The sequence below is a fragment of the Candidatus Nitrosopumilus sediminis genome (genome assembly GCF_000299395.1).
Classification (GTDB): Archaea; Thermoproteota; Nitrososphaeria; order Nitrososphaerales; family Nitrosopumilaceae; genus Nitrosopumilus; species Nitrosopumilus sediminis.
Window position 1 is genome coordinate 86,816 of the sequence record NC_018656.1, and the last position, 15,453, is coordinate 102,268.

The 15,453-nt window shown below is 36.5% G+C and carries 21 protein-coding genes and 1 pseudogene; 11 read left to right on the forward strand and 11 right to left on the reverse strand.

Annotated features, from left to right (window positions below; translation table 11 throughout):
• Positions 1–33: 33 nt before the first annotated feature.
• The gene (locus NSED_RS00495; protein ID WP_014964281.1) at positions 34–234 is read left to right on the forward strand and encodes a hypothetical protein; all 201 of its coding nucleotides are present in this window, start codon (positions 34–36) and stop codon (positions 232–234) included.
• A complete protein-coding gene (locus NSED_RS00500) occupies positions 235–1,278 on the forward strand; it encodes an SIS domain-containing protein (RefSeq protein ID WP_014964282.1) in 1,044 nt (347 codons plus the stop codon).
• A 1-nt stretch (position 1,279) separates the two neighbouring features.
• Here the strand turns inward: NSED_RS00500 and NSED_RS10180 are convergent, their stop codons facing one another.
• From NSED_RS10180 to NSED_RS00510, 3 genes are read right to left on the reverse strand one after another with little or no spacing between them, the layout of a single operon-like run.
• A complete protein-coding gene (locus NSED_RS10180; protein ID WP_014964283.1) occupies positions 1,280–1,480 on the reverse strand; it encodes a response regulator in 201 nt (66 codons plus the stop codon).
• An 11-nt stretch (positions 1,481–1,491) separates the two neighbouring features.
• Complete coding sequence (locus NSED_RS10885) at positions 1,492–1,626, reverse strand: hypothetical protein (RefSeq protein ID WP_016940157.1); 135 nt, start codon at positions 1,624–1,626, stop codon at positions 1,492–1,494.
• Positions 1,623–1,805 carry a hypothetical protein gene (locus NSED_RS00510; protein ID WP_232212346.1) on the reverse strand — a complete coding sequence of 61 codons (183 nt, stop codon included), beginning with the start codon at positions 1,803–1,805 and terminating at the stop codon, positions 1,623–1,625. The genes NSED_RS10885 and NSED_RS00510 overlap by 4 nt, the downstream gene beginning before the upstream one ends.
• Positions 1,806–1,888: 83 nt before the next feature.
• On the opposite strand from NSED_RS00510, the gene NSED_RS00515 reads away from it, so the two are divergent.
• Positions 1,889–2,140: a hypothetical protein gene (locus NSED_RS00515; protein ID WP_014964285.1), complete on the forward strand. Its 252-nt coding sequence runs from the start codon at positions 1,889–1,891 to the stop codon at positions 2,138–2,140.
• A gap of 8 nt (positions 2,141–2,148) precedes the next feature.
• On the opposite strand, the gene NSED_RS00520 is transcribed toward NSED_RS00515, so the two are convergent.
• Positions 2,149–3,312 carry a glycosyltransferase family 4 protein gene (locus tag NSED_RS00520; protein WP_014964286.1) on the reverse strand — a complete coding sequence of 388 codons (1,164 nt, stop codon included), beginning with the start codon at positions 3,310–3,312 and terminating at the stop codon, positions 2,149–2,151.
• A 32-nt stretch (positions 3,313–3,344) separates the two neighbouring features.
• Positions 3,345–3,983 carry an adenylate/guanylate cyclase domain-containing protein gene (locus NSED_RS00525; RefSeq protein WP_014964287.1) on the reverse strand — a complete coding sequence of 213 codons (639 nt, stop codon included), beginning with the start codon at positions 3,981–3,983 and terminating at the stop codon, positions 3,345–3,347.
• Positions 3,984–4,148: 165 nt separating this feature from the next.
• Here NSED_RS00525 and NSED_RS00530 point away from each other — a divergent pair, with 165 nt between their 5' ends.
• The 3 genes from NSED_RS00530 to NSED_RS00540 are packed head-to-tail and all read left to right on the forward strand — an operon-like array spanning position 4,149 to position 7,000.
• The gene (locus NSED_RS00530) at positions 4,149–5,534 is read left to right on the forward strand and encodes an adenylate/guanylate cyclase domain-containing protein (RefSeq protein ID WP_232212347.1); all 1,386 of its coding nucleotides are present in this window, start codon (positions 4,149–4,151) and stop codon (positions 5,532–5,534) included.
• 39 nt (positions 5,535–5,573) lie between these two features.
• Positions 5,574–5,753 (forward strand): hypothetical protein, encoded by a 180-nt coding sequence (locus NSED_RS00535; RefSeq protein WP_016940159.1) that lies wholly within the window; start codon positions 5,574–5,576, stop codon positions 5,751–5,753.
• Between the two features lie 11 nt (positions 5,754–5,764).
• Entirely contained in the window at positions 5,765–7,000 is a 1,236-nt protein-coding gene (locus tag NSED_RS00540) for a tyrosinase family protein (RefSeq protein WP_014964289.1), read from the forward strand.
• A gap of 1 nt (position 7,001) precedes the next feature.
• Here the strand turns inward: NSED_RS00540 and NSED_RS00545 are convergent, their stop codons facing one another.
• Positions 7,002–7,853: a helix-turn-helix transcriptional regulator gene (locus NSED_RS00545; RefSeq protein ID WP_232212348.1), complete on the reverse strand. Its 852-nt coding sequence runs from the start codon at positions 7,851–7,853 to the stop codon at positions 7,002–7,004.
• 229 nt (positions 7,854–8,082) lie between these two features.
• Between NSED_RS00545 and NSED_RS00550 the strand changes: the two genes are divergently transcribed.
• The 3 genes from NSED_RS00550 (at position 8,083) to NSED_RS10890 (ending at position 11,606) form a co-directional block, all read left to right on the forward strand.
• Positions 8,083–9,816, forward strand: a complete 1,734-nt coding sequence (locus NSED_RS00550) for a hypothetical protein (RefSeq protein WP_232212349.1) — start codon at positions 8,083–8,085, stop codon at positions 9,814–9,816.
• 33 nt (positions 9,817–9,849) lie between these two features.
• On the forward strand, positions 9,850–11,313 hold the full coding sequence (locus tag NSED_RS00555) for a zinc-dependent metalloprotease family protein (RefSeq protein WP_202802527.1): 1,464 nt from the start codon (positions 9,850–9,852) through the stop codon (positions 11,311–11,313).
• A gap of 137 nt (positions 11,314–11,450) precedes the next feature.
• Positions 11,451–11,606: a DUF5679 domain-containing protein gene (locus NSED_RS10890; RefSeq protein ID WP_049800839.1), complete on the forward strand. Its 156-nt coding sequence runs from the start codon at positions 11,451–11,453 to the stop codon at positions 11,604–11,606.
• Positions 11,607–11,629: 23 nt separating this feature from the next.
• Here NSED_RS10890 and NSED_RS00560 read toward each other — a convergent pair whose 3' ends face one another.
• Entirely contained in the window at positions 11,630–12,109 is a 480-nt protein-coding gene (locus tag NSED_RS00560; RefSeq protein ID WP_014964294.1) for a hypothetical protein, read from the reverse strand.
• Between the two features lie 315 nt (positions 12,110–12,424).
• Between NSED_RS00560 and NSED_RS00565 the strand changes: the two genes are divergently transcribed.
• On the forward strand, positions 12,425–12,634 hold the full coding sequence (locus NSED_RS00565; protein WP_014964295.1) for a hypothetical protein: 210 nt from the start codon (positions 12,425–12,427) through the stop codon (positions 12,632–12,634).
• Here the strand turns inward: NSED_RS00565 and cyoE are convergent.
• The 4 genes and pseudogenes from cyoE to asd form a co-directional block, all read right to left on the reverse strand.
• Positions 12,629–13,558: a heme o synthase gene (gene cyoE / locus NSED_RS00570; RefSeq protein ID WP_014964296.1), complete on the reverse strand. Its 930-nt coding sequence runs from the start codon at positions 13,556–13,558 to the stop codon at positions 12,629–12,631. The genes NSED_RS00565 and cyoE overlap by 6 nt on opposite strands.
• Positions 13,559–13,560: 2 nt before the next feature.
• Complete coding sequence (locus NSED_RS00575; RefSeq protein WP_014964297.1) at positions 13,561–13,863, reverse strand: Lrp/AsnC family transcriptional regulator; 303 nt, start codon at positions 13,861–13,863, stop codon at positions 13,561–13,563.
• A gap of 72 nt (positions 13,864–13,935) precedes the next feature.
• A pseudogene (locus NSED_RS11050) lies at positions 13,936–13,998 on the reverse strand (Lrp/AsnC family transcriptional regulator); the annotation flags it as partial.
• Positions 13,999–14,099: 101 nt separating this feature from the next.
• Positions 14,100–15,176 (reverse strand): aspartate-semialdehyde dehydrogenase, encoded by a 1,077-nt coding sequence (gene asd / locus NSED_RS00580; protein ID WP_014964298.1) that lies wholly within the window; start codon positions 15,174–15,176, stop codon positions 14,100–14,102.
• Positions 15,177–15,258: 82 nt separating this feature from the next.
• Between asd and NSED_RS10675 the strand changes: the two genes are divergently transcribed.
• On the forward strand, positions 15,259–15,414 hold the full coding sequence (locus NSED_RS10675; RefSeq protein ID WP_014964299.1) for a class III aminotransferase: 156 nt from the start codon (positions 15,259–15,261) through the stop codon (positions 15,412–15,414).
• Positions 15,415–15,453 lie beyond the last annotated feature (39 nt).

Here is a 15,453-nt window from a genome sequence, read left to right on the forward strand (position 1 = left end):
AATTGGTCCGTTATATCCTCAACGGTACAGTAAATGGGATATTCTAACTATTATTGTCTGTCAGTTCATGTGTCTGCAATTCGCACTATACTGCCTGAACAATGGAAAGCATGGGATAAGATCCGTGAAGCAAGATTCAAGCTGGTAAATATGCCACGAAATACAAGATACAATACAAGGCTTGCAAGATACAACGATCAGAAAATGTGGAATAAACTGATTGGAAAAGACTAATTGTTATATTGTTTCAATTTTTTTACAATTGTGTTGCTTGATGTAAAAACAATGGATGCGATTGACACTCAAGGAATGTACAAGGTCTATGATAGATGGCCTGAGATTGCCAGAGATGCATACCATACTGATTTAGAACCAGTCAATTACAGTGGAATAGATCACATTGTCTTTGCGGGAATGGGTGGCTCTGGAGCTATCGGAGATTTGTTTGCATCTATACTGTCCAAGAATGACATTCACGTAAACGTGGTAAAGGGATATCTTTTGCCAAAGACAGTAGATGCAAACACGCTTGTGGTATGTACTAGTATCTCTGGAAACACTGTAGAAACCCTCACAGTACTGGAATCCGCATCAAGACTTCCATGCAAAGTAACTGCCTTTTCATCTGGCGGCATAATGGAAACAATTTGTCATTCCAACAAAATCGTGTTTCGTAAAATTCCAATGACCCACTCCCCTAGAGCTTCCTTTGTTGCTTTTGTTTACTCAATGTTGCATGTGCTAGATTCTGTTCTGCCAATCCAGAAATCTGACATTTTGGAATCAATTGAAAATCTTGTAGAGCAGTCTGCAAAAATATCGTCTGCAAATCTATCCCAAAATAATATGTCATTGAACTTGGCAGAATTCCTAGAGGGTATGCCATGTATCTATTACCCGCATGGTCTGTATGCTGCAGCCATTCGTTTTAAGAACTCGCTGCAGGAAAACTCCAAGATGCATGCATTTACCGAAGACGTAATCGAGGCATGTCACAACGGTATAGTTGCGTGGGAAGGAAGCGTTAACACATGTCCAGTGCTGATTCGCGGAACACAAGACTATGCAAAAACACAGGAAAGATGGGGGATAATAAAGCAGTACTTTGATCAGAACAATACCAAATACATAGAAGTAAAATCAGTTGAGGGCAACATACTATCAAAGATTGTCTGTTTGATTTACCTGCTTGATTACTGTTCCATATACAGGGCAGTAATCACTGGTGTGGATCCATCCCCTGTCAAATCTATTGATTTTATCAAGGACAGATTATAGTTTATGTGTTAATTATCTTTAGCAACTCCTTAAAGTCATAAGGCTTGTACAGGACTGCAACAGGACCTATCTGTCTTAGCCTTTCAGCAGTATTTTCTGTCTTGTCTCCTGTGACCATAATCATTTTGGCAGAGTCATAGCGGTGTATTCTTTTAAGCGCATACACGCCGTCATATCCTGGTATGGATACGTCAAGAATCACAATGTCTGGTCTTAGCCTTTAAAAATATTCCACAGCTTCCTTTCCGTCTTTTGCAGGGCAAGTACGGCTATCCCTGATGCTCCAAGAATCTCTGATGTCATGTTTAAGACATACTCATCATCATCTGCAATTATTGCAGTCTTCATTCTTCGGGCTCTTCTTCTGGATATGCCCACTCTGACCACAAATTCTCTATGTGTTTTTGCAGAATTTTTCCGCGCTTCATTTTTCTTGGTCCGCTTGATGGTATGGACACCTTGGCCTGATTAGCACAAACATAATGGCTTTTTTTCCTGACATGAAAAATAATTCTACGAAAAATCATAATACTTGTTCTTTTAATTGCAGCTAAATTCTTTTCATGCAAGCTAACTAGAGACTATGAAGAAAATGCCATTCTGTCTTTGTATGAGTGATTCTAATTTGGGAATCGTGCTTTCTGATGAGCAGGTGCAACATGTAAAGTACATCCAGTCCATGCTTTCTGATTCATTAAAAGAAGATGTCAGTTTTGAGGATACAGTGAGTTACTTGCTGTTGTATGGCATTGATGCTCAGAGATTATCACATGATGTGTATGATGTGTTATCATGTATTGAATGTGTGGAGATAATACAACATATGATACAATGCTCTGTATGCCTTGAGGATTACACTTAGCCTGATTGCTAATTTCTCAAAATACCCTCATACATTTTGATTATGTTTTCATAAAATGATCTCGTACTATATTTTTTGTCTAAAATTCCATATGCTGTATTTCCCATAGATTGAGACAGGTCATGGTCTTTTATCATTATTTTTATTTTCTCTGCCCATGACTTTTCGTTGTCTGCATCTAAGAGGAATCCATTTTTACCATCCTGTATTATTTCTGACATTGGAGGTATGTCCGATGCAATGACTGCCTTTTTTTGCTGAAATGCCTCAAGCATAACTAGCCCAAACCCTTCAATTTTTGATGGAAACAGCATTGCATTTGATTCTGCAATCACTACTTCCTTTTCTTTTGGAGTTACGTATCCTCTAAACTCTATGTTCTCATTTACATCCAGTTCCTCTGCTAGTTTCTCAAGCATGTTTCTGTACGGGCCGTCTCCTGCAACTATTATCTTAAAGTCTGGAAATTCCTCTGAGACAATTGATGCGGCCCTGATCAGTACCTGGACATTCTTGTAAAAAACAAGCCTTCCTATGAAAACAAACTGTCTGGAATTTGTCTTTACAGAAATCGGGTTCTTGTGCAAAATGCAGTTTGGAATTATCTGTACTGGCTTTTTTGCACCAAGTTGTACTATGTCGTTTTTTGTAGCTTCGCTTACCGTATGGATGCACTCTGCCTTTAGACGTATCATTAATTTTTCAAAGAATGGGACTAACCTTGCATTGATTTGTGATGTCCCTGGTTGTTTTGCCCACTCTGTCCAGAAATTCTTTCCATATGATGAGAAAACATCATGTATGGTAGTAATATGTGGGATTCCTGCAAGCATGGACAGAAATGATCCTGCAAGGACTGGTGCAAAATTATTTGAATGTATTATCTCTATTTTTTCTTTTTTTGCAATTTTGTATCCTGCAAAAAGCGCATTTATTGAATACTTGATGTTGTCAAAAAACGAGGGGGGAATTCCTCCGGCATACTCTAGATGCGGTTTTACTCTGACTATTCTGAGATTCTCTGACTCTTCATATGACTCGTTTTTTACATCATTGGTGACTACCCATACTCTGTGACCATTCTCTGACAATACTTTTGCAATTGTCTTGAAAACGTATTCTCCTCCTCCTTTTGTTGTGGAAAAAAACTGGGAAAAAAGCAGGACATTCAACTAGAAACCAAGCTGTCACCTAAAATATAAAATCAGTGTAGAGCATTTCTTCTCAAAATAGAGTATACCGGATAACTGCTCTTTAATCCCGATGAAAAGCTGCAGATCTGTTTGAATTGGTATGATGAAATCGCCTTTACCATCTGGAACATGTCTCCGCCTATTACCATCCCGTTTGGATGTGCCTCCCGGTTTATCTTGGCGCAAACATTGACTGGCGGCCCAAATATGTCTACGGTATCATAAAGCGTAACTGCAATGAGTACTGTTCCATAATCGATGCTTACTCTGTAGCTAATTGATGGAAGCCTGCTTTCAAACATTATGTTGTTGATCATACATCGTGACTCTATCATGGAAAGACCGCACTCTATTGCATTCTGGAATCCTTTCATGTCTGCAGAGTTGACCGTACTTGGAAAGTAAAACAGCAAGCTGTCACCTATATTTTTTACAACACTTGCATCAAACCTTACTGCAATATCTGCCATCTTGTTGAGAAATATGGAATAATATATTCCCAAACTTACTGGTGGCATCTTTGCTGCAATCTTTGTGGAATTTACGATATCTACGATTCCGATGCAATAGTTTCTATACTCACCGTTAAACGAAATGAGACTTTCTTGAACCTTGTCTCTCATTTGGCTTTGCTTTCTGACAACCATCATTAGTATTAGTGCGCACAAATGATTGATAACAGATCATTAGCTTGCGTGCAAAAAGATTAGTTTGTATAGTAACTAATAATGTAGCAGTTTGATGGAATCATACGGTCTGCAGTAAGGCGACACGGTAATGGATTCTTAATAAGATCCTATTCCGGTATATTATTTGTGACCTCAAAAATTAATGTCATAGCTGAAATCCTTGGATTGATGGAGGAAAACAAACAGACAAAGGACTGGCTCTTAGATAAAACAAAAATTCATCATATCAAAGTTGATCCAACACTTACCAGCTTTAAAATTTTAAAAAAATGCCCGATCAAGTTTCTAAATTCACTGTTAAAATCGTTGCAAAGTAATGACTATACTTATGGAGATATTGAAAAATTCACCCGTACATATCATTGGTTTTTTACAGACATTGTTGCAAGCGCAACACCAAAAAATGTGACTATTGAGCAACTTCAAAAGATTATTGTTTTAAATAAATTGATTAGTCAAAGTGATGTATTTCAGAAAAACAAGGATTATGCAGCACTGGTCCCAACCGGTGATGGTATTGCAATAGGATTTCCATTTAGTGCAGAGCATCCATTGCAACTTGCAATTGATCTTCATAAAGGCATTACAAAATATAATCAAAATAGAAAAGGCAGAGATAGACTTTCAATAAGAGTTGGGATTGAAACTGGCTCAGTCTACATAATAAAATCATTTACTGGATATGATAATTACTGGGGCTCTGGAATTATCATGGCAAGACGAATAATGGACACTGCAGGAGACATGAATATTTTTACATCAAAAACATTTGCTGAGGATGCAAGAAAGTTATCAAGAGAATACAAAGAAATCTTTCATGACATTGGAGAATATGGAATTAAGCACGGTGAAAAAATCAAACTATGCAATGTATATGGAAAAGGTTTTGGAAATAGAAACAGCCCACGAAAGACAAAGATTGTAAATAGGCAAGAATCAATTGATGATTTTAGAGGACCTAGTTCATTTCGATTCAATGAAGTTGATATCGAGTTAGTTGTAAAAGATCCCAAAACCATGCTGACACATCATACGTGGACTTGGAAGATTGAAAGCATTGCAAAAGAAGTGCGTGATGTGATATTTTATACAATTGCAGGTGATTCTAAAAAAGACTTTGCAGATCTGAATGTCAAAGTAACAGATAGAGGCAAAAGACTAGCATTAGATAGAATAAAAAAAGACGAGCCTAAACTAAAAAAGTTTTACATAAAATTTGCAAAGCCAATAAAGCCCAAACAAAAACGCATCCTAAAACTTGAATATGATTGGGAAGAGCCTGATCGGGAATTTTCTTACAATCTTGCCAGCAACTGTAAAAAATTCTCGTACAAGTTTTCAATTCCAAAAGATCATCCTATTGAAAGCAGAATAATTCACTCTGTTCCAAATGTCGGGTATGAGGCTTATCCTTCTGAGCCTGCCAAGATATCATATGGCAAAAAAAATACTGTAGTTACGTGGAAATCTACAAACCTAAAGGCAAACGATGAAATCACACACAAATGGTAAGAACATAAGACTTTATTATTACCGAACCAATTCAATTTATTGTCTACTGAATCATACAAGGGTAGAACTATAGAATTTGATGAGAATAATTTGAGCATTGACGGTGACAAGATATCTGTAGAAAAAGATAATTCTGGAAAATTTGTAAGCGTGAAATTTCCATATTCATCATTTGACAATCTCTTAGATCTTGCAAAGGCAATAATTGATAATATGTAAAGGGAAAAGATATGGGAGAAAGAAAGAATCAGTCTGAACTATCGTCGCAAGAAAAACAAGACTTTGTTGATGCCGTTCTTGCGCTAAAGAGTTCTGGCAAGTATGATCAGTTTGTGCAGATGCATGTTGATGCAATGGCAAACCCGACACCGTCAACTGGCAGTCCAATGATGAGAAACTCTGCACACAGGGGACCTGCATTTCTTCCATGGCACAGGGAATATCTTCGGCTATTTGAGATAGAACTTCAAAAGATAAATCCGTCAGTTAATCTTCCGTACTGGGACTGGACAGTAGATAACAACCTCAACTCGTCAATCTTTTCTGATAATTTTATGGGAGGAAATGGCAATCCCTCAAACGGAAATCGCGTAGAGACTGGGCCGTTTGCATTTGATAACAACTGGGAGCTGACAATTGACGGGCCTGCGCTGCGAAGAACAATAGGTAGCAGCATATCCTCACTTCCGACTTCTGTTCAGGTGGATGATTGTCTTTCAATTGCAACCTATGATTCTGCACCATGGGATGCAACAAGTGATCCTGCAACAAGCTTTAGAAACAGACTGGAGGGATGGCTTGGGACTGGCAACATACACAACCGTGTCCATGTCTGGATTGGAGGATCCATGACGCTTGGCTCATCGCCTAATGATCCACTGTTTTTTCTTCATCACTGTTTTATTGACAAGATTTGGGCCGAGTGGCAGCAAAAGCCACAATCTTCAGGATATCTTCCTACGGGCGGAACAAACACGGGACACAACCTTCATGATCAAATGTTTCCGTGGAGTGCTGGAACTACACCAGAAAGCGTATTGGATATTTCTAAACTGGGATATACGTATGATACCATGTCAGGTGGAACGACTCATAGTGTCAACCTTACCGAATCCATCGATGTGTCCGATGATGCAAACGTAGAAAAAAAGCCACATTCTAGCACAAGCAAACCTGCCCCTTCTACTAGTAAGTGTTTTATTGCAACTGCTGCATACGGCTCAGAACTTGAACCTCCCGTCCAGTTTCTACGTGAGTTTCGTGATGATGTGGTGCTACAGTCGCGTTTCCAAAAATCGTTTTCAAGGATGCTAGATGGATACTACAAATTCAGTCCGCCAATTGCTGATCAGATGCGAAAACACGACTCACTAAAGTATCTCATAAAATACTCTGTCGTGTGGCCATTTGTTGCAATAACTGGTGCATGTGCATTGGTACTGCAAAAGCTTGGGCTTTCAAAATAGATTACCGTATCTTGCTTTCCTGAAAACTAGATGCACTATTCCAGCAGTGAATAAAATAGTCATGACACCACTCCAAAAACTCTGGAGAGTCGCCGTAAAACATTTTTGACATGTCTGCCTCTCCGTCCTTTGGAAAGACAACTCCTGCCTCTTTTTCATTTAGTACCAGGACTATTTTTACATCCTTTACCATTTTGCGTTTTACCTTCCCATCATCTACGAATTTTTTGAATCCCTTGTTCTTGAATATCTTCTTTCTATCGCTTGGAACTACTACTGATTCAGAAAATATGGTAGATACTGTAATTCCATTTTTTAGTCCTGTTACTAGTGGCCTTGTTATGTCTTCCGTGTATGGAACTTCAGATAATATGTTGCAGATGTATTTTTGTGCATTGGCATAGATGTCTTTGCATGTCTCCATGACCTTTACGTATCCTTTGATCTCTTTTCCACTTGACAACTCGCCTATTCTACTTTGAAATTTTTTTGGCAGTTCGTCTAGAGTATGGTCCTTAAAGTAGGTCTGGCTCTTTGTAATGAATTGTAATTGGGGGAAGATGTTGCATACTAGTTTGCCTTTTGTTGTAAGGCAATAACTTCCATCGGTTTCTTTTTTTATCGCCTCCATCTTTAATAGACGGGAAATGTTTCTGTGAATCTCAGGTGCCGTGGCATTTAGCTTTTTTGCCATCCCTGATAGCGAAGTCTGCTCTTTTTGCAGCTGCATCAGTATTGCTATTCTTTGCTCGCTTGCCATCTCAAATAACTCAGCTGAGACAATCTCTGATACATCTACCATACACAGACTAGACATGTCTGTTTCTAAACATTTTGTTAGGATTCTGGCCAATTCCCACCACATCTATTACAGCATCCACGCAAGCCGTTATACCTTGAATCAGAAATTATGATGATCTTTGTAGAGCCGCAACCCATGCATGAATAATTGCCCATGGCTATTCTTGTTTTAGTTTATATATTATTCTGGTTTAGCTACCCTGTAGAATCTTTAGCTGTGCTAATAATTCTTACATAAATCCTATCTACTATAATGTAGTATGAATATGGGAAAATATCAAATGAATAGGACACTTGTATTGCTCCTTGTAGTCTTAGGAACTGGCATAAATGCAGTTCCGTATTCTGATGCCTCAAGTCACAGCATTGCATTTGATAGTGCAACATACTTTCTTAGCAGCGGTCAGGTTGGAGGCAGTGCTGTTAAAATTACCGTAACTGACTCATCGGCTAATTTAGATTCGGGAGCAATTGACACAGTTACAATTAACGTTTCTTCTGATACTGACACTTTGGGGATTTCACTAGTACTTTCTGAAACTGGAGTAAACACCGGAATATTTGAGAACACCAATCTGATATTCATGGAAGCTAACTGGCAGTTTGCAATAGCTAACTCTGTAACGGTTACAGTTGATGATTCTTCTGCTGACACTACGGCAGGAATTGATTCCACATCAGTTACCGTAGTTTCTGAGTCAGATGGTACAGGAATTACTGTATCACTTCAAGAGACATCTGGTACTTCAGGAATATTTACTGGCACCTTGCAATTTACAACCGGAACATCTAGTGGAAACGCAATCAAAGTTGCACAGGGAGACATTGTAAGTATCTTTTATGCTCCAAGCTCTCAGATATCAAATGCGTTGATTATACCAAACCCTGATTCTGGAAAAGGCGCCTTGCAGGCATTGGTAGGTGATACCATTACTGCAACGTATGACTCTGTATCTGATACTGCAACCATTGGAAGCTCCGGTGGCGGTGGAGGCGGGGGCGGAATAGCCCGTGCAGGACTAGTAGTTGATGCAGTAGCTGGATTTGGCGGAGGATGCAGAAGTGACTGTACTCCACCAACGCTTGGAGTCACAAGTAATGGAATAAGATTAGTCACTGATGGTTTTTCATACAATGGAAATACAGTAGATGTACAACTTTACTATACGCCATATCCGCTAATTCCAGTAGAGGTAGGCCAGAAAAATACTGCAGTACTCAAAGTGTATGAGAATGGTGGCATTGAAAACATACGACACGTCGAGCTTGGATTTGGAATAGGAAAAGACAAGGTAATCAGCCAGAGCAAGGCAGTAATTAATTATGATATATTCTTTGATGGTACCGCATCAGTTGATGTCTTTGATCCAGAAGACGCACTAGATGAAGTGGATGTGTCATCTAGGCCTGTTCCATGTACGGACCAGTCCCTAGAGGAGAAATGTCTTGAGGTTACCATTAACCATATGTTTCGCACACCATTGGAGTTTAACATGGTTGGAACAAATACATGGGATGCAAAACGAAACAGCTGGCAAAACTATTACAACCACGGCATAGAAATAACTGGAGAATCACTCAATCCTCCAAAGACAGTAAATGTTTTGGATAGGGTTGGGCATCTACATACAATTACGCTGATTGACTCTGAACATGGAATAGACAAGTCTGGAAAGTTATGGTACAAAGAAAAGTTTTGGACGCAGGAGATTGACACGTCTCAAAGACATGACGTAATAACTTCACATGGAATTGACAGAAATCACATGCTGTTTTATGATTACATGCTTGACCAGACAAAGATTGCACAAAAAACACTTGATGAAATAGTTCGGGGAAAGATAATCCATAACTCTGACTATGGAAAAAACTACTATCTGCAAATCTATCCAGAATCTGTTTCCAGATCTGAAAATGAATTGTTGCAAAAACAAATCATACAAGAAATACTACAAGCTCAATCTGTTGTAAATGAAAAGTGGCCATATATTATGCTGACAAAAAATGATAAATAGTAACTGCATATTCATAATGACGGGGTGTGGGAATTGCCTAAAATAAAATTATCTTATAATATTATTTTACTTGCAATGGTGAGTTTATTTTTTGTTTTTGGAACTGATTCAGTTTATGCACAATCTTCATACCCTCAAATTATTTTTATGAATCAGCTTGAACCCGAAGATCCTATTGTTGAAAATTCTATTTTCATATCCCATGGATTACATATACGAATTTTAACGGATTCAAATTTTTCTGATGATACACTCCAAGTTGACATAGAATCAATTGTTGGTAATAACATCAGAGCAAAGTTTACTCCTAAACTAACGTTTGAACGAATACCTAATACCAATTGGTTTGATCTACCTACTACCTATGTTTACTTTAACCAAACTGAGACTGATAATGACAAACCTGCATTATTTGCAGAGATTGGTGATACAATCAAGGTAAGTTATGGAGGTGTTGAAAATACTGTCAAGGTAATTGACGATGAAATAGGAGAAATACCTTACATAGATCCTGACATTAATCCCTACTATGCTTTTCCACAATGTTCCGATGAACAAAAGGACCCTGATGGATTATGTACATCATGGAAAAAAAATAACGGATTGGAAATAACATATACAAATTCTGAATCTACTGGTGTGTTTTTTTGGCCCTGCTCTGATCTTGACTCTGATCCTCTAAATAATTGCCCAACCGTCGGAGGCAAAGATATCTACGTTGAGATTGATTACATGATAGGTCATGAACCTGATGTTACTGCATTAGAAAATATTGCTGAGGCCTTCTCCAAACAAGGAATAACACTACACGTCAATATTGATGATAGAATTCCATATCATAGTGATACGATGTCTCCTCCCTCCGAAGGTGGAATCATTGATCTTTCAAGCCCATTAATGCCTGACTTTGACAAACTAAAAAAATCATATTTTGGAACTACTGATGAACGCAACAATGCTTCTAGTGATGCAGAACTTCAAAATATTCTGACTGCAAAAAGAATGGCAGTTCATTATGTTATTTATGGTCATTCTATTCCTAGCGGTTCTTCTGGAATGGCAGAGATTCCTGGAAATGACTTTTTGATAACTCTTGGAAACTGGGCTGGAGGAGTTGGTTCTTCTGATGATCAGGCAGGAACATTCATGCATGAACTAGGACACAACCTTGGATTGTTTCATGGTGGACATGATGATGTAAACTGCAAGCCAAACTATCTTAGTGTCATGAGTTGGTCAAGACAGTTTTCAGATTTCTTTACTACCACCAGAACACTTGACTATTCATCTGAGTATTTGATATCTTCTACTACGTATCCTGTGGATGTTATTGATGAATCTAATCTTGATGAGCTTTTCGGACTTACTTCCATGCAATCAGATAAACCAATAGAGTTTGTGTATTCTGATGATATAGGAAACATTAAACGTGGATTTAGTGGATACTGGACTGGTCCTGACATTACTGAGAACAATTTTCTAAAGTTAAGGAGTTAGAAAAAGAAATTGAAAGACTTGAGGCTGTAGATATTGAACATGAAATTATACAAAAATTACGAAAGCAAAACAAAAAACTAGATGATATTGAAAATAATCTAAATTCTCAGAATAGTTCTAAATCAAAAATTTCAGAAATAGTTTCACAAGAAGCATATTGTGTAAAATGTAAAACTAAAAGACTTATCAAAGATCCTGAAGAGACTACAATGAAAAATGGCAAACCTGCTATTAGAGGATTTTGTTCAATATGTCAATGCAAAGTTTTTAGAATAGGAAAAATGAAAAAATAAAAATTTTAGCTAATATATGAAAATTACATTTGTCCAGATTGCCATGCCTGATTAAATTTTTTGATAGCCTCTTGATATGCTATTATTGAATCATCTCCAGATGTTTTGAGAAATTTTTCCCATTGGATATTGAATTTTTTTATTGATTCGATGTTAGTTTCTTTAAAGATATTCTCCATCATCTTTGTTTGTTGTTTAATGTATTCTGGACCAATTTCTTCCCAAGTATTTTCCCAACTTGAACTAACTTTTTTTAATAATTCAGCATCTGATTCTAATGCTTTTTGACAGGCATCATGATATGTCATCAAAGTTTCATTTGTAGCCTTTTGCCATTGTGCAAGAGATTCTTTCCAGCCATTCAAGGCAGAATTGTAGTCATTCCATGCTTTTTCAAATTCAGGTTTTTTTGATGTAGCTTTGCCTTGTTTTTTTGATTTAGATACCGTTTTTTTTACCGTTCTTTTTACTGTCTTTTTGGGATTTTTTTTCTTGGCTGCCATATTTTGCTTTAAAAATGGTAGATGTTAAATCTTTCAATGATTCTATAATTTAAAAAGGAATTTGATTCGCTAAGAATTTGATGCCTTAGAAAATTTTGGAACATGTTTTTTATCTTTATTAATAAATAATTTGTAATGCTCCTCACACAAATTTCGTGTTTCCCGAAAACTAATTTTTACTGTTTCTATTGATTTTTGTTTACATTCTGAGATACTACATCGCATAATCAAAAATTGATATTATTTGCTAATAAAACTTTGAAATAATGTAATTACCAATGCTAACTTTTTATCATTGTTTCATAACAAAAAATTATGAATGATGATGAAAAAGGAAAGCGGTTTTTAGAATTAATTGATGATCAAAATAATTTTCAATGGGAAATTGTTGCAAAATTAACTTCTTTAATCTCATCTGATTGGAACTCTGAACAATTAAAAAATGAATTAAAGACTTTGGTAGAAAACCATTCTAAAATAACCAAGGAACTTAATAGTCTAGATGATAAAGGCAGTATTTTATAATGCAGAATCAACCATTAATGCAATAAATAACACTGCCAAATATGGACTAGAAAATTTAAACAAAGTCCATGCAGCTTTTTCCATAGGTTTGATTATGACCCATATTGACAATCCTACCATTAATGCCCCTGACGCAATAGCTGTCCATAGATACACTGCACCAACCATTTCTTCACCACTTTGAGTTGTAATAAAAAATGGAGCAATAGAAAATAATACCATAACAACTGTTGAAAGTGCAATAGCTCTTGCAGAAGTTTTTTCTGATTGTACGGCAGTTAACATTGGAACATTTACTTTGTTATAGTCTTCTTTGAAATGTAAAGTGAGTGCCCAAATATGCATTGGAATCCAAATAAACACTAATCCAGCCATTGCAAGACCCATAGTCCATAAATCTGACATACTAACAGCTACCCAACCAATCATTGGTGGCGAACCTCCACATAATCCTCCCAAAATTATATTGGTTCTAGAATTTCGTTTCAGAACATATGAGTAAATCAGAATGTTGTTTACTAATCCAAACGCAATGAAGGCAGTTGCCCATGCACCTTGTTCTAATGTAGTAGTAAAAGAAATTCCAAATGCTAAAACTAATGAAATGCCTGCTAATGCTAATCCAAAATTCCTTGCTTTAACTGCCGGATAGATTCTTTTTGAAGGTAAAGGTCTGTCTTTTGTTCTCTCCATAATAGCATCAATGTCTCTATCATGATAATTTGTTAGAGTATTTGCGGCAGCTGAACCGGCTGCAACTGAAAATAACATCAGAAGCCATGTTGCTGGAGAAATCTCAATATCATAAATGTTAGATGCTGTTAGTGCTGCACCAAATGCTGTAAAAACTAGTAAATACCAAATTTTTGGCTTTGTTAATTCATAATAAACTGCTACTCTAGATTCAGATTTTTGTTTTTGCAATATTAGTCACTATCCTTTGATGGCATATATGGCATTGCTTTCATTCGTGATTTCATTTCAATAAATGATTCAGAAGATTGAATACCTTCAATCCTCCCAATCCTCTCAGAGACCATTTTATGCATTTGATCCAGTGATTTTGAATACATTGTTACGAGAATATCAAATCTACCTGTAACTTCAGCGACTTCTCTAACACCATCAATCTTGAATAATTCTTCAATAATATGATCTCGTTTTTTTGTATCCATATTAATTCCAGTCAATGCCTTGACATTATATCCAAGTTCTTCATCATTTACCACAATTGTAAAACGCTCTATCAGTTTTCTTTTAACTAATCTTTTGATTCTTGAATATACTACAGATGAATTAACGTTAATTTTTTTCGATAAACGAGGAACAGAAATTGAAGCATCATTGGATAACTCTGATAAAATTTGTAAATCTAAGTCATCTACTTTTGCCGTTTAAAACACCTGAGTCGATCTAGTTTTCTGGATCTTATAAAGTTATTATTGTAAAAATTGCAAAAAATTATCTAAATCTTGCCTTTTTTGTATAACATTTCTGCTAACAATACTGCACCTTTTGCTGAACCCATTTTCTTATTGTGAGAGAACAACATGTATTTCAGACCATTGTCAAATAATTCTTCCTTCTCTACTCTGCCAATAGTTGTAGTCATTCCATCTCCAACAGATCTTTCCATTCTTGGTTGAGGTCTTGTAGGATCTTCATGAAATGCATAATAATTCTCTGGAGCTGATGGTAGTCCTGCTACGGAGATATCTTTGTTATATTCATTATAGGTATCTTTTGCTTTTGCTGGATTAATTTCCTCTGTAGTTTCAACAAAAACAGACTCTGTATGTCCATCAATTACTGGTACTCTTGTACATGTACAACTAATTCTAATATCAGCATCCTCTATTTTTCCATCTCTTAGTTTACCAAGGATTTTTCTTGTTTCTAATCTTACTTTTCCTTCCTCTTTTGGAATGTATGGAATTATGTTATCTGTGATACCCATAGCAGATACTCCTGATTTTCCACCACCTGATATTGCTTGCATTGAAGTCATCATAACTTTTTTTGCTCCATATTTTTCAAGTAGTGGTTTTAATGTTATTGCTAAACCTGTAGTGGTACAATTTGGTAATGGTGCTACCCATCCTTTCCAATTCCTATTCTTTTTTTGTACTTCAAGTAATTCTGTCTGCTCATCATTGATTCCTGGAATTAAAATTGGGACATCTTCTTCATATCTATAAGCTGAACTTGTTGAAATTACTGGCAAATCTGCTGCCATTTTAGTTTCTATGGCTTTAGCAGCTTCTGATTCAACTGCTGAAAATACTAAATCCAATTGAGAAACATCTAATTCATCAATTGATCTTACTGTCATTTCTTTGATATATTCTGGAATTTCTCCGCCTACATCCCATGCAACTATTCCACTTGCATCTTTTATTGCATCGAGATACTTTTTTCCTGCAGAACGTGAAGACGCAGCAATTTGAGTCACTTCAAACCATGGATGATTATTTAATGATTGTACAAATTCCTGACCAACAGCACCTGTAACACCAATAATTGCGACTCTTTTCTTATCCATGTTAAGTCATCGATCGCTTTCACCTAATAATCGTTTTCTGGATTACCAAAACATACTAAATCGGCTAATTCTATTTGGAACTGTGAAAATAAGAACAAAATTATCTATTATCAGACATGTGCCTGTAATTCATGGAGGAAGACCTCTTTTAACCAATCCTCAAATCATTGATTTTAGTTCAAATATCTCTCCAATTGGTACTCCGTCATCAGTAAAAAAACCCTTAAAAAAATATTGATAATATCAAAAATTACCCTGATTTTAGCTCATCATCAGT

Coding starts and splice junctions, on each gene's coding strand:
- NSED_RS00495 (WP_014964281.1), top strand. CDS start 34: ATGGGATATTCTAACTATTATTGTCTGTCAGTTCATGTGTCTGCAATT.
- NSED_RS10885 (WP_016940157.1), bottom strand. CDS start 1,626: ATGAAGACTGCAATAATTGCAGATGATGATGAGTATGTCTTAAACATG.
- NSED_RS00510 (WP_232212346.1), bottom strand. CDS start 1,805: ATGATTTTTCGTAGAATTATTTTTCATGTCAGGAAAAAAAGCCATTAT.
- NSED_RS00515 (WP_014964285.1), top strand. CDS start 1,889: ATGAGTGATTCTAATTTGGGAATCGTGCTTTCTGATGAGCAGGTGCAA.
- NSED_RS00525 (WP_014964287.1), bottom strand. CDS start 3,983: ATGATGGTTGTCAGAAAGCAAAGCCAAATGAGAGACAAGGTTCAAGAA.
- NSED_RS00540 (WP_014964289.1), top strand. CDS start 5,765: ATGGGAGAAAGAAAGAATCAGTCTGAACTATCGTCGCAAGAAAAACAA.
- NSED_RS00550 (WP_232212349.1), top strand. CDS start 8,083: ATGAATAGGACACTTGTATTGCTCCTTGTAGTCTTAGGAACTGGCATA.
- NSED_RS00560 (WP_014964294.1), bottom strand. CDS start 12,109: ATGGCAGCCAAGAAAAAAAATCCCAAAAAGACAGTAAAAAGAACGGTA.
- NSED_RS00565 (WP_014964295.1), top strand. CDS start 12,425: ATGAATGATGATGAAAAAGGAAAGCGGTTTTTAGAATTAATTGATGAT.
- asd (WP_014964298.1), bottom strand. CDS start 15,176: ATGGATAAGAAAAGAGTCGCAATTATTGGTGTTACAGGTGCTGTTGGT.